The organism is Rhizobium sp. SG741 (assembly GCF_012275435.1).
GTDB lineage: Bacteria > Pseudomonadota > Alphaproteobacteria > Rhizobiales > Rhizobiaceae > Rhizobium > Rhizobium lusitanum.
The window spans coordinates 972545-986063 of sequence record NZ_JAAZQP010000001.1; the positions used below are offsets into that span (position 1 = coordinate 972545).

General features: G+C 59.6%; 11 protein-coding genes. 7 read left to right on the top strand and 4 right to left on the bottom strand.

Annotation, left to right across the window (positions count from 1 at the left end):
* Nucleotides 1-63 precede the first annotated feature (63 nt).
* Both FHT29_RS04930 and FHT29_RS04935 read left to right on the top strand, forming a co-directional pair.
* Nucleotides 64-1461, top strand: a complete 1398-nt coding sequence (locus tag FHT29_RS04930; RefSeq protein ID WP_047562757.1) for an MATE family efflux transporter — start codon at nt 64-66, stop codon at nt 1459-1461.
* A 92-nt stretch (nt 1462-1553) separates the two neighbouring features.
* A complete protein-coding gene (locus FHT29_RS04935) occupies nt 1554-2126 on the top strand; it encodes an EVE domain-containing protein (RefSeq protein WP_037194595.1) in 573 nt (190 codons plus the stop codon).
* A gap of 106 nt (nt 2127-2232) precedes the next feature.
* On the opposite strand, the gene carA is transcribed toward FHT29_RS04935, so the two are convergent.
* Nucleotides 2233-3441 (bottom strand): glutamine-hydrolyzing carbamoyl-phosphate synthase small subunit, encoded by a 1209-nt coding sequence (gene carA, locus FHT29_RS04940; protein WP_168599303.1) that lies wholly within the window; start codon nt 3439-3441, stop codon nt 2233-2235.
* Between the two features lie 308 nt (nt 3442-3749).
* Between carA and FHT29_RS04945 the strand changes: the two genes are divergently transcribed.
* Nucleotides 3750-4202, top strand: a complete 453-nt coding sequence (locus FHT29_RS04945) for a GatB/YqeY domain-containing protein (RefSeq protein WP_037194592.1) — start codon at nt 3750-3752, stop codon at nt 4200-4202.
* Here FHT29_RS04945 and FHT29_RS04950 read toward each other — a convergent pair.
* Both FHT29_RS04950 and FHT29_RS04955 read right to left on the bottom strand, forming a co-directional pair.
* Nucleotides 4177-5085, bottom strand: a complete 909-nt coding sequence (locus tag FHT29_RS04950) for a hypothetical protein (RefSeq protein WP_047562760.1) — start codon at nt 5083-5085, stop codon at nt 4177-4179. The two genes, FHT29_RS04945 and FHT29_RS04950, sit on opposite strands and share 26 nt — an antisense overlap.
* 342 nt (nt 5086-5427) lie before the next feature.
* The gene (locus tag FHT29_RS04955; protein WP_037194588.1) at nt 5428-5661 is read right to left on the bottom strand and encodes a hypothetical protein; all 234 of its coding nucleotides are present in this window, start codon (nt 5659-5661) and stop codon (nt 5428-5430) included.
* A gap of 569 nt (nt 5662-6230) precedes the next feature.
* On the opposite strand from FHT29_RS04955, the gene dnaG reads away from it, so the two are divergent.
* Together dnaG and recQ are read left to right on the top strand one after the other, a co-directional pair.
* Entirely contained in the window at nt 6231-8219 is a 1989-nt protein-coding gene (gene dnaG, locus FHT29_RS04960) for a DNA primase (protein ID WP_047562763.1), read from the top strand.
* Nucleotides 8220-8226: 7 nt separating this feature from the next.
* Nucleotides 8227-10107 carry a DNA helicase RecQ gene (gene recQ / locus FHT29_RS04965; protein ID WP_047562765.1) on the top strand — a complete coding sequence of 627 codons (1881 nt, stop codon included), beginning with the start codon at nt 8227-8229 and terminating at the stop codon, nt 10105-10107.
* A 38-nt stretch (nt 10108-10145) separates the two neighbouring features.
* Here the strand turns inward: recQ and FHT29_RS04970 are convergent, their stop codons facing one another.
* On the bottom strand, nt 10146-10916 hold the full coding sequence (locus tag FHT29_RS04970; protein ID WP_047562767.1) for an SDR family oxidoreductase: 771 nt from the start codon (nt 10914-10916) through the stop codon (nt 10146-10148).
* A gap of 263 nt (nt 10917-11179) precedes the next feature.
* On the opposite strand from FHT29_RS04970, the gene FHT29_RS04975 reads away from it, so the two are divergent.
* Together FHT29_RS04975 and tdh are read left to right on the top strand one after the other, a co-directional pair.
* Nucleotides 11180-12367 (top strand): glycine C-acetyltransferase, encoded by a 1188-nt coding sequence (locus tag FHT29_RS04975; protein ID WP_047562770.1) that lies wholly within the window; start codon nt 11180-11182, stop codon nt 12365-12367.
* Between the two features lie 21 nt (nt 12368-12388).
* Nucleotides 12389-13426 carry an L-threonine 3-dehydrogenase gene (gene tdh / locus FHT29_RS04980; protein WP_037194576.1) on the top strand — a complete coding sequence of 346 codons (1038 nt, stop codon included), beginning with the start codon at nt 12389-12391 and terminating at the stop codon, nt 13424-13426.
* Nucleotides 13427-13519 lie beyond the last annotated feature (93 nt).

The following is a 13519-nucleotide window of genomic DNA, read 5'->3' on the forward strand; positions in this document are numbered from 1 at the left end:
GCGACAGGCTCGCGCACCCAGGGGTGGGGCGGTTCGCGCGATTCTGGAAATCGAGTTTTCATGATGGATATGCCGCTAGCTGCGCGCCCGTACGCGCACGACAACAATAATTCGTGGTCTGCGCATCTACGTGCCACCCTTGCGCTCGGCATACCGCTGATCGGCGCACAATTGGCGCAGCTTGGCATCAATACCACGGACGTGATGATCGTCGGTCGCCTCGGCGCCGAGCAGCTGGCCGCGATGGTACTCTCAGCGCAGTTCCTGTTCACGATCCTGATTTTCGGTTCGGGCTTTTCCATCGCCGTCGTGCCGTTGGTGGCGCAGGCCTATGGCCAGGGCGATGTCGTGTCCGTGCGACGGGCGCTGCGCATGGGCCTGTGGGTCGTGACCATCTATTGGCTGATGGCACAGCCTGCCTTTCTATATTCCGAGGAGATCCTTCTGGCGGCGGGACAAAAGCCCGATGTGGCAAAGCTGGCGAGCGACTACATCGCCATCGGCCATTTCGCCCTGTTGCCGGGATTGCTCTACAACGTCATTCGCGCCCTCGTGAGTGCTATCGGCCGTGCCGGCGTCATTCTCAATGTGACCATCGCCATGCTTGTCATGAACGCTGTGCTTGCCTATGCCTTGGTGCTCGGTCATTTCGGCATGCCGGCGCTCGGTCTTCATGGCGCGGCCATCGTCTCCGTTGCCGTACAGACGGCCGGCTTCATCTTCATCGTCGGCTATGTTCAGAGCCGGGAAGAAATGCGTCGCTACGAGATCTTCGTCCATCTGTGGCGGCCGGATTGGCATGCCTTGTGGGATGTCGTCCGCCTGGGCTTCCCGATCAGCATCACCGTTCTCGCCGAGGTCAGCCTGTTCACGGCGGCGTCGTTGCTTATGGGGCGGATCGGCACGATCGAGCTTGCTGCCCATGGCATCGCGCTTCAATGGGCATCGATTGCCTTCATGATCCCGCTCGGCCTCAGCCAGGCGGCGACGGTGCGGGTGGGCGTCGCGCACGGGCAGGGCGATCATCTCGGCCTGAAGCGCGCCGCGATCGTCGTGCTCATCGTTTCGAGCTGCATTTCGCTGTGTGGCAGCATCCTGTTCGCCACCTTGCCGGCATGGTTCGGAAGCTGGTTCCTCGACATTACGTCGGCCGATGCCTCGAAAGTGCTTGCCTATGCAACGCCGCTGATCGTGGTCGCCGGCCTGTTCCAGCTCGTCGACGGCTTGCAGGCGATTGCGAGCGGCCTGTTGCGCGGCCTGAAGGATGCGCGCGTGCCGATGATCCTGGCGCTGATCGCCTATTGGCCGATCGGCTTCTTTCTGGCATGGCTGCTGGCCTTCCCGTTCGATTTCGGCGGGATCGGCATATGGCTCGGTTTCCTGCTTGGCCTTGCTTCGGCGGCGGCCATGCTTTGCGCGCGATTCTACATTCTCGTGCGTTCGGAAAGAGAACCCGCATAATATCTGCGGCGATCGTCGAGCGGCAAGACTACTGACAAATACTGTCAGCATGGTGGCGTATATTCCCTTCATACCAATGACGGGAGACGACCATGACACTCAGAGCCAGCGATCGTAACGATGCCGCGCTTTTGCCGCGGGAAGACTCCATCAACGAGGGCACGACAGTGCGCCTTTTTCCGCACGCCAATACATCGTCCCGGCGGCCCGAACCGGCGCAGAAGTCCTATTGGCTGGCGGTGGCTAGCGCAGAGCACGTGCGCCACGGGCGCGAGCACGGCTTCATGCAGGTGAACCACGGCAAGCAGGGGCCATTGAAGCGCATCAAGCCAGGCGACGGCATCGTTTATTATTCGCCGTCTGTAAAGATGGGCGAGAAAGACAGCTTTCAGAGCTTTACCGCCATCGGCTTTGTCCGTGAAGGAGAGCCCTACCTTGCGCAGATGGGTTGCGGAAAAGCCTATCGCCGGGATGTCGACTGGCTGGATGCTCCCGAGCAGCCGCTCCGCCCCTTGCTGGGTTGGCTTGATTTCACCCAGGACAAGAACTGGGGCTATAGGCTGAGATTCGGCCTTGTCGCCTTCGGACAGTCGGACTTCGAGTTCCTGGAGGAAATCATGATGAGTGAGCTTGAGGTGGTAAAGCAGCGCCGCCTGCAAGCTTGACCGGGCATGGAGCATTTGGGCGCTTCACATCCCGACGCAAACGAGAAAGGCCTCGGATTGATAGTCAATCCGAGGCCTTTCGCATCATGAATGGTTGTGGAGCAGCTTAGGCGCGCTCGGCCAGTGCCGGCTCGCCCTTCTTCTCGCGTACCAGATTGATGAAGCGGCGGAAAAGGTAGTGGCTGTCTTGAGGGCCGGGCGAGGCTTCCGGATGGTGCTGCACCGAGAAGACGGGCTTGCCGGAGACACGCAGGCCGCAATTGCTGCCGTCGAAGAGAGAAATATGTGTCTCCTCAATGCCTTCCGGCAGCGAACTCGAGTCGACTGCAAAGCCATGGTTCATCGAGACGATCTCGACCTTGCCTGTCGTGTGGTCCTTGACCGGATGGTTGGCGCCGTGATGGCCCTGGTGCATCTTCGCTGTCTTGGCGCCTAGTGCGAGGCCGAGCATCTGGTGACCGAGGCAGATGCCGAACAGCGGGATTTCCGACTTCAGAAGGTCCTTGATGACGGGCACGGCATATTCGCCTGTCGCGGCCGGATCGCCCGGGCCGTTGGAAAGGAAGATGCCGTCCGGATTGAGGCCGAGTACGTCTTCGGTCGAAGCGGTTGCCGGCAAGACGGTGACCTTGCAATCGAGACCGGCAAAAAGGCGCAGGATGTTGCGCTTGACGCCGTAGTCGAGGCAGGCGATGTGGTACTTGGCTTCGTCGGCGCCCAGCTCGCCATAGCCCTCGTTCCAGACCCACGGGGTCTGCGACCAGTGCGAAGACTGGCCGGATGAGGCGACCTTGGCGAGGTCGAGACCTTCGAGGCCACTCCAGGCCTTCGCATCCGCCTTCAACTGTTCGATGTCGAAGACGCCGTTCGGGTCGTGGGCAATCACGCCGTTCGGCATGCCGTTCTCGCGGATCCAGGCGGTCAGCGCGCGGGTGTCGATGCCACAGAGGCCGATGATGCCGCGGGCCTTTAGCCATTGGTCGAGATGCTTGGCGGCACGGTAGTTCGACGGATCGGTGATGTCGGCTTTGAAGATGACGCCGATGGCGCCGTGCCGGGCGGCCGGCGTCAGGTCCTCGATGTCTTCCTCGTTCGTGCCGACATTGCCGATGTGAGGGAAGGTGAAGGTGACGATCTGGCCTAGGTATGAGGGGTCCGTCAGGATTTCCTCGTAACCCGTCAGCGCCGTGTTGAAGCAGACTTCGGCCTGGACCTTGCCGGTCGCGCCGATGCCTTTGCCTTCGATCACGGTGCCATCGGCAAGAACGAGAAGAGCAGTCGGCTTTTCAATGGTCCATGGGGCTGTGGCGGTCATAGTCATCCCGTTTCCGGCGTCGTGCGCGACCTTGAAGAGGCCGTAGGCTTCCGCCATGTTTGTAGCAAGGTACCGCCGGCGGCACTGGCCGCGGCTTGAGATCTTCATATCGATCTAATGTGCAGGTGATGGACATAGCCAAACAAGGCGAGCCGGTCAATGCGCGCTTTTCGTTTCCTGCCGGGGAATTCGTCCTGTTTCGGCCGGTTTGACGCAATTGCATTGATCGGCGCTGATGGTCTATGAGACAGGCAACATGAAATGAGAGGCCGGGCGATCGTCGCCTGCCTGCTTGAGGAGTTACAGACATGATCCGCGAGACCCTTTCCAATGCCCAGAAGGATGCGATGAAGGCAAGGGATACGGCGAAGCTTTCAACCGTGCGTCTTATCCTTGCCGCCATCAAGGACAAGGACATCGCCAATCGCGGCCAGGCCAAGGAGCAGGCAAGCGATGACGAAATCCTCCAGCTGCTTGCCAAGATGATCAAGCAGCGCGAGGAGTCGGTGAAGATCTACGTCGACGGCGGTCGTCCTGAGCTCGCCGACAAGGAACGCGCGGAAATCACCGTCATCCAGGGATTCATGCCGGAGCAGCTCTCCGACGAGAAGGTGCGTGAGATATGCGCCGGCGTCGTTGCGGAACTCGGCGCCCAAGGCTTGAAGGACATGGGCAAGTGCGTGGCGGCTTTGCGCGAGCGCTATGCGGGGCAGATGGACTTCGCGAAGGCTTCGGCTATCCTGAAGGAGTTGTTGAAGTAAAGACCAGTCTCGGCTTCGGCATACGGGCCTGCCGTATGCCGAGGGCTCGCTGCCAGGCGGCGTCCATGATGGCAAACTTTTCAGCCTGATAGTTCCGATATTCCTGAATGAAGCCGCTGGACAGCCACAGCTCGCTTTTTCCCGAGCGGCCTGTCCAGCCAACGCTTCGCATGTCTACGGCTTTGCGCATGAGCCGCTTTGCGTGCGTTCTTGAGATGTGGAAACGGCGACAGATGTCCGTGAATGCGACCGGTCCGACAATTGCTCTTTGTGTTTTCGGATCGATCATACCGACGCGCGAGATCAGGTAATCCATGATTATGCCGCCGGAATTTGCCCAGGTGAACAGATCGAATGTATCGCCTGGATGGCGGACGGCGTCGCTGGCAATGATGCTGACCGAGATTGCAGGCTGCAATGCCGCAACGAGTTCCGGTCTCCCGGCGAGCAGGCTGCTTCGTTTGCCTCCGTCCAATTTGTCGAGCGCCGCCAAGTGAATGCCGAGCCATCTTGCAAGCTGTTTGACGGCTTCTTCTGTCGGCTCCATCGGTCGTACCCGACGATCTGGCATGACTGTCTGGTAGCGCAGAAAATGATGGTCGAGCATTTCCTGAATGAAGCTCAATGCCGTGTTGTGACTGGCGATTTCGTGCTCGACGACAAAGTCGGCGAAGCGGTTGGCATGGATACCGGGCGGCTTCCCATCTACGCCGCCGTAATATAAGGCGAAGCCGGCGAGGGCCATCAACCAGCGCTGCTGTGAAGAAAAAACGGAGCCTATTCGAGGATTTTCTTCGTAAACCAATACAATTTCTCGGGTATAGTCGAGAACTATAGCGAAAAAATCAGGATTATCGGCAAGTTCCTTCGCGGATAAAGACATGCAGCCATCCCCCGATGAGCTGAGCAATTCTCTACGCTGTCTTAGGAAATCATCATCTAGATTATTGATACATGAAATATCAATTGTGGCCTTCACGTCAAGATACTGGCCTCATTTGAACTCTAAATGTTCTGCCGCGGAGGTTCGGTGCTTCCGTCATCGGAAAAATTGGGATCGTAAAATTAGAGAAGGCAGGAGCTGGGGGAGCTCCTGCCTTCTTGCGCTTTGCAGCCGTTTGATGACGCAGGGTGGGGCCCAAAAATCAAACGTCTATTGCAAAGGCACTCAGGTGGGGCGGCGCCGGGGGTAGGGATGGTGCCCCACCTGAGTATCCCGTAAAACTTATCTGAGAATCCTGACTTGCTGCGGCAAAGCCAACGCTTGCGGCGTCAATCCGGACATTTGAACTTTAACGCCTGCGGTGAGAGCAGGGATCTTCATATCCACCGGCAGCTGATAATGCGCGCCAGCGTAGAGCACATTCCGATCGTCAGCGCTGCCGGTCGTCGTTGCCGAGCTATAGGTAGCTGTGGCGAAGATAGCCGCGGCGGCTAGGGGTACGATCAGAACCCGCATTTCCTCTCCTAAACTGAAAGCCCTGTACCTGATGGCTTCCCGTTCGTGGGGCGTCTCGGCATGTCGCGTCGCGAAGCAATTTTCTTCGCCGGCTTGTCTCGCCCCGTGAGAAGAACGCTATTGCGCCGCACATCAACAATCAAATTACAAAAAAATAATGTTTGGCTTACGAACCATGCCGTAAATGCGCCACCAAACAGATGGGTCGCAGTCATCGAGCATTGCAGCTACTGATTGTTCGAGATGCGTCCGACGCACTGTTCCATCCACTTCAAGGTGTGCAAGTCTTTGCTTTTTCGCGTCTTTTCCGCAAAGGCCGATGCTCGTCAGGTCGGCCGAACACTTAATTCCGGCTAAGTGAGGTCAATATCGATCGTGTTTTTGGTGACTCGGAAACGACGCCTCAAGCCGGTGCGCGCGGCCTGATCCTGATAATAACCTCACGAAGTTGTGATCAAGACGATGAAATTGCAATTGCCTGCAAAGGGCTGTGAATACCGTGTGTGCCGGTCGTGTCGTCGTGGCAATGCGCGCCATTCCTGTTTATATGGGATAAGCCAGAGGTAGCCATGCGATTTTCCAATACGTTTCTCGATGAGATTCGCGACCGCGTTCTGATTTCGGACGTGATCGGTCGTCGCGTGAGCTGGGACCGCCGCAAGACCAACGTGCCGCGTGGAGATTTTTGGGCCTGCTGCCCTTTCCATGGCGAGAAGTCGCCGAGTTTCCACTGTGAGGATCGCAAGGGCCGCTATCACTGCTTCGGCTGCGGCGTGACGGGCGATCATTTCCGTTTCCTCACCGAGCTGGAGGGACTGAGCTTTCCCGAGGCGGTGCAGCAGATCGCCGACATGGCGGGCGTCCCCATGCCTGTGGCCGATCCCGTGGAGGCAAAGCGGGAGAAGGAGCGCACGTCGCTGCTCGACGTCATGGAGATGGCGACTCAGTTCTTTCAGGATCAGCTGCAGACTGCCAACGGCGCCCGTGCTCGCGCCTATCTGCGCGATCGTGGTCTGACCGGCCGCACCATCGAGACTTTCCGTCTCGGCTATTCCCCTGACAGCCGCAATGCGCTGAAGGAGTTTCTTGCCGGCAAGGGCGTATTGAAGGAGCAGATGGAAGCCTGCGGCCTGGTCGTGCACGAGAACGTGCCGGTCTCATACGATCGCTTCCGGGATCGCATCATGTTTCCGATCCTGTCGTCGCGCGAGAAGGTGATCGCCTTCGGCGGCCGCGCCATGTCATCGGACGCGCCGGCGAAATATCTCAATTCCAACGAGACCGGGCTCTTCCACAAGGGCAATGTGCTTTATAATTTCACACGCGCGCGCCGCGCTGCCCAGGGTGCCGACGGCGCAGGCACTATCATTGCCGTCGAAGGCTATATGGATGTCATAGCCCTGCATCAGGCGGGCATCGAGAATGCCGTTGCGCCCCTCGGCACGGCGTTGACCGAGAATCAGCTGGATCTCCTGTGGAAAATGACGCCGGAGCCGGTACTCTGCTTTGATGGCGATGGCGCGGGATTTCGCGCCGCCAACCGCGCCGCCGACCTGGCGCTGCCGCATATCAAGCCGGGCCGCACCGTCCGTTTCGCACTGCTGCCTGATGGTAAGGATCCGGACGATCTCGTCCGTCACGACGGTCGTGCGCCTTTCGACAAGGTTCTCGCACAGGCAAAGCCGCTGGCCGATCTGATCTGGATCAGAGAGGCCGGTAGCGGCACGTTCGAAACGCCTGAGGCGCGGGCGGAACTCGAAGCCCGGCTGAGGCGCATCGTGTCTGTTATCGTGGACGAGGATGTCCGCCGACACTATCAGCAGAATATGCGCGAGCGGTTGAACAGTCTCTTCCAGCCGCAGTTCCAGCGTGGCGGCAATCAGCAGGGGCGAGGCTTTTCCCGTGATGGCAATGGCCGCAATTTCACCGGTCGCGGCGGGCAGCAGGGCCGCGATCGGCCGGTCAGTACGACGGCGTCCGATCGCTTGACGCGTTCGGCCATGATCAAGGGGCATCAGGACATTCCGAGCCTGCGCGAAAGCGTTCTGGCGCTGACCATCGTCAATCATCCGCTGCTGCTGCAGGACGAATATGACGAGATCGCCGCTATCGACTACGAGAGCCGCGAATTGCAGCGTCTCTGGTCGGCGGTTCTCGGGATCGCCGCAGCCATGGCCGCGCCGCAGCTCATCCGCGAGCGGCTGGTCGAGCAGTTGGAGGAGCAGGACTTCGGCTCATTGCTGAAGAATCTCGACCAGCAGGTCCGCAACGCCAGGCTATGGACGGCAACCGAGGAAGCCGCGATGGAAGACGCGCGCGAAGGCTATCGCCAGGCGTTGGCGCTTCACAAGCGTTCCAAGGCACTGCGCTGGCACAAGATCGAATTGGAAGGCGCGATTGCCGAGGCAACGGAAGATAGTGACGGCGAGCTTATCGAGCAGTTGATGCGCGCCTTGCAGGAAGTGCAGCTCGAAGCGGTGCGGCTGGAAAACCAGGAGGCGATCATCGATGGCTTTGGCGTGCTTTCCGGCAGAGTCAAAAGCGCTGCGGGAAAGTAGGGAATAGATGTCACTGCCGGATAGACTGGAACCGCGATTTTCCGCCGATGATGCCTTGTTCGGCGATCGTGCCGGGGCGCCCGCGCCGCTCGATGTGTTGAAGCGTGTCTATGGTTATACCGCGTTTCGCGGCAAGCAGCAGCAGGTGGTCGAGCATGTGGTCTCCGGCGGCGATGCCGTCGTGCTGTTTCCGACCGGGGCCGGCAAGTCGCTGTGTTTCCAGATTCCCGCACTTTGCCGTGACGGTATCGGCATTGTCGTTTCGCCGCTGATCGCCTTGATGCGGGATCAGGTGGAGGCGATGAAACAGCTCGGCATCCGCGCGGCCGCCTTGAATTCATCCCTGTCGCGCGACGAGGCGAGCGATGTCTATCGCGCCGTCTCCAACGGCACGCTCGATATGCTCTATGTGACGCCCGAGCGCATTCTCACCGATGGCTTCCAGCAGATGATCGCCAGGGCGAAGATCGCGCTGTTTGCGATAGACGAAGCGCATTGCGTGTCTCAATGGGGGCATGATTTCAGGCCGGAATATCGGGATCTGGGCAAGCTTGCGGAATTTTTTCCCGGCGTGCCGCGCATCGCGCTGACGGCGACGGCCGATCCGCATACCCGCGACGATATCATCGAGCGGCTTGCTCTCGACGGTGCCAAGGTTTTCACCACCAGTTTCGACCGGCCGAATATTGCCTATGAAATTGTCGAGCGCGATCAGCCGCGCCAGCAATTGCTGCGCTTTCTCGATGGCCACCGCGGCGACAGCGGCATCGTCTACTGCCTGTCGCGGGCAAAGGTTGAGGACACGGCTGAATGGCTGAATGGGCAGGGCATCCGGGCGCTCGCCTACCATGCCGGGATGGACCGATCGCTTCGCGATGCCAATCAGGATGCCTTCCTGAAAGAAGAAGACCTTTGCCTTGTCGCGACGGTCGCCTTCGGCATGGGCATCGACAAGCCGAATGTGCGCTATGTCGCCCATCTCGATCTGCCGGGTTCGGTCGAGGCTTATTATCAGGAGACAGGTCGTGCCGGGCGTGACGGCCTACCGTCCGAGGTTTGGATGGCTTACGGCATGGCCGATGTCATCCAGCGGCTGCGCATGATCGATGAAGGCAATGCAGCCGATGAGATCAAGCGCGTGGAGCGAGGAAAGCTCAATGCGCTGCTCGCCATCTGCGAAACAGCCGGCTGCCGGCGACAGGCCATTCTTGCGCATTTCGGCGAAGCGCATGGCGGCCGTTGCGGCAATTGCGATACCTGCCTGAAACCTGTGGAGACCTGGGACGGCACGGAAGCGGCAATCAAGGCGCTGGCGGCCGTCTATCGCACCGGGGAGCGTTTCGGCACCGGTCATGTGATCGATGTGCTTATGGGCACGGTCAATGACAAGACGAAGCGGTTCGGCCATGTCGATATGCCCGTTTTCGGCGCCGGAAAGGATATTCCGTCTCGCACCTGGCAGTCGATCTTCCGGCAATTGCTGGCGAACGGCTTCATCACCGTCGATCATACGGCTTTTGGCGCGATGAAACTCGAAGATCAGGCGAGGGCGGTTTTCAAACGCGAGCGACAGGTCTTCTTTCGCAAGGATCGGCCGGAAGCGGGTCGCCGGAGCAAGAAGGCGGGACGGTCGGAGAAACCGGCACATGGTCTTGCCGGCGAGGCGCAGGCTCTGTTCGATGCGCTGCGCGCCGAGCGGACCAGGATCGCCAAAGAACTAGGCGTGCCGCCCTATGTCGTCTTTCCGGACACGACCCTTATCGCCTTTGCGACGGAGCGGCCGAAGAACCATAAGGCACTCCTCGGGATTTCGGGCGTTGGGCAGTCGAAGCTCGAACGCTACGGGGATGCGTTTCTCGCAGTGATTTCAGATTTCACCGGCCGGTGACATTTCGCATCTAAATGTGAAATCGAGACAATCTCACGCTACATGCGTACGGTCATGCCACCGTCGACGGTCAAGACATGGCCGTTGACGAAGGAGGCGGCGTCGCTGGCGAGGAACAATGCAGCGCCCGCGATCTCGTCCGGCCGTCCCCAGCGCTGAACCGGGATGCGCTGGCGCACGAAAGGGACCAGTTCCTCATTCGAGGCCATCGCGGCATTCGTTTCCGTCGCGAACCAGCCTGGAGCGATGGCATTGCTGGTGATGCCGTAGGGGCCGAATTCCACCGCCATGCCGCGCATAAGGCCGGTCAGCCCCTGTTTGGCTGCGGGGTAGACGCAGTCGCCAGGCATGACGACTTGGCCGCTGATCGAGGTGACCGAGATCAGCCGCCCATGATTGTGCCGTTTCATCAGGCGGGCGGCATCGCGCGAGAGCGTGATCGAGGCGGTCAGATCCGTGTTGAGGAGGGCGAGAATCGCTTCGTCGTCGAAGTCGGCCAAGGGCCGTCTGTCGCGGGCGCCGACATTGTTGATCAATATGTCGAGCCGGCTATGATTTTTCTCGATATTCGCCATCGCCGCGCGCTGCGCTTCGCGGTCGGCAATGTCGAAAGCTGCTGCTTCGGCGGAGCCGCCAGCTGCTTGAATGGATTTCACGGCGCTGTCTACCGTTGCGATCGTGCGCCCATTGACGATGACATGCGCTCCCGCGTCGGCAAGTGCTTTCGCCATTTCGAACCCAAGGCCTCGTCCGCCGCCGGTGACGAGCACGACCCGTCCCGCGAGGGAGAATCTTTGAAATATGCTCATTGCTCTCCCTCTATCATGCGATCAAGATCGATCTGCAGCAAGATAATGGACTCAGTCAAGTAATTTTTGCAATAGCAACCGATGAACCCTGGCCAAGAACTTGCGTATATCCGGGTCAGTTTGACAGATAATATCGAACCTGCTCCCTATCGCGCCGACGTCACGGCGCTACGCATTTTTGCCGCTGCTGGATGCAGCAAGGGGCCGAATCCTGTGTTATTTCTTGAATAGTTAGGCACTGTGACCAGCATCGGAATGCGACAATGACCTCAGACTTTCTATCACATCTGCGCAAAGAACTTCTCGGCTTGAAAGAAGCTGGTCTCTACAAGCCCGAGCGCGTCATCACCTCCAAGCAAGCCGGTGAAATCGCTGTCGTCGGCGGCGCCCGCGTGCTCAATTTCTGCGCCAACAATTACCTTGGCCTCGCCGACAACGAGGAGCTTGCCGAGGCGGCAAAAAAGGGGCTCGATCGCTACGGCTACGGCATGGCCTCGGTTCGCTTCATCTGCGGCACGCAGGAAGAGCACAAGCAGCTGGAAGCGCGGATTTCGGCGTTTCTCGGCATGGAGGATACCATCCTCTACTCCTCCTGCTTCGATGCCAATGGCGGGCTGTTCGAGACGCTGCTGTCGGAGGAAGACGCCATTATCTCGGATGCGCTCAACCATGCCTCGATCATCGATGGCGTGCGGCTTTCCAAGGCCAAGCGCTTCCGCTACGCCAACAACGACATGGCGGCGTTGGAGGAAGAGCTGAAGAAGGCCGAGGGCAGCCGCTTCAAGCTGATCGCGACCGACGGCGTCTTCTCCATGGACGGCATCATCGCCAATCTCGGCGGCGTGTGCGATCTGGCCGAGAGATACGGTGCCATGGTCATGGTCGATGACAGCCATGCCGTTGGTTTTGTCGGCGCTCATGGTCGGGGATCGCCGGAGCATTGCGGCGTCGAGGGGCGGATCGATATCATCACCGGCACGCTCGGCAAGGCGCTTGGCGGTGCTTCGGGTGGCTATACCTCGGCCAGAGGCGAAATCGTCGATTGGTTGCGGCAGCGGTCGCGCCCCTATCTCTTTTCCAACACGCTGGCGCCAGTTATCGCCGCTGCCTCGCTGAAAGTCTTCGACCTGATCGACAACGGCGACGCTCTTCGCGATCGTCTCCGTGGCAATGCCGAACTCTTCCGCAGCGAAATGACCAAGCTCGGTTTCACGCTCGCAGGCGCCGATCACCCGATCATCCCTGTCATGCTTGGCGATGCCAAGCTGGCGCAGGAGATGGCGGCGCTGATGCTGCAAAAGGGCGTCTACGTCATCGGCTTTTCCTTCCCCGTCGTACCGAAGGGACAGGCGCGCATCCGCACGCAGATGTCGGCCGCGCACTCGAAGGCCGATGTCGAAAAGGCGATCGCCGCCTTTGCGGAAGCCGGACGAGAACTCGGAATCATTTGAATTGGTTGGAGAGAACCGATCATGTCGAACATGATGAAAGCGCTGGTCAAATCCAAGCCGGAAGTCGGGCTGTGGATGGAGCATGTTCCGGTTCCCGAGGTCGGGCCGAATGATGTCTTGATTCGGGTCAAGAAGTCGGCGATCTGCGGGACCGATGTCCACATTTGGAACTGGGACCAATGGGCGCAGAAGACCATTCCGGTGCCGATGGTCGTTGGGCACGAATTCTGTGGCGAGATCGCCGAGGTCGGTTCGGCGGTGACGAAGTATCACGTCGGCGAGCGCGTCTCCGGCGAGGGGCACATCGTCTGCGGCAAATGCCGCAACTGCCGCGCGGGCAGAGGCCACCTCTGCCGCAACACACTTGGCGTCGGCGTCAATCGACCCGGCTCCTTCGGCGAATTCGTCTGCATTCCCGAATCCAACGTCGTTCCGATCCCCGACGATATTCCGGATGAAGTCGCCGCGATCTTCGACCCGTTCGGCAACGCGGTGCACACGGCACTTTCCTTCGATCTGGTCGGCGAGGACGTGCTCGTGACGGGCGCAGGCCCGATCGGCATCATGGGTGCCATGGTCGCCAAGCGCTCCGGCGCGCGCAAGGTCGTCATCACCGATATCAATCCCACCCGGCTGGCACTTGCCCGCAAGGTCGGCATCGAGCATGTCGTCGACGCTTCGAAGGAGAACCTCGCCGATGTGATGAAAGCCATCGGCATGACCGAAGGCTTCGACGTCGGTCTGGAAATGTCGGGCGCGGCACCGGCCTTTCGCGATATGATCGACAAGATGAACAATGGCGGCAAGATCGCCATTCTCGGCATCGCGCCGGCCGGCTTCGAGATCGACTGGAACAAAGTCATCTTCAAGATGCTGAACCTGAAAGGCATCTACGGTCGCGAGATGTTCGAGACCTGGTACAAGATGATCGCCTTCGTGCAAGGTGGTCTCGATGTATCGCCCGTCATCACCCATCGTATCGGCATAGATGATTTTCGCGAGGGCTTCGAAGCTATGCGCTCCGGCAACTCCGGCAAGGTGGTCATGGACTGGAATTGACCCCCAACTGTCGCTTTTCTACATCGGTAGCAGGTCTCGATGCAGGAAATGCGAGCGTTTGGTTCGCATGCTCTTGTCATCGCGCAGGGACTT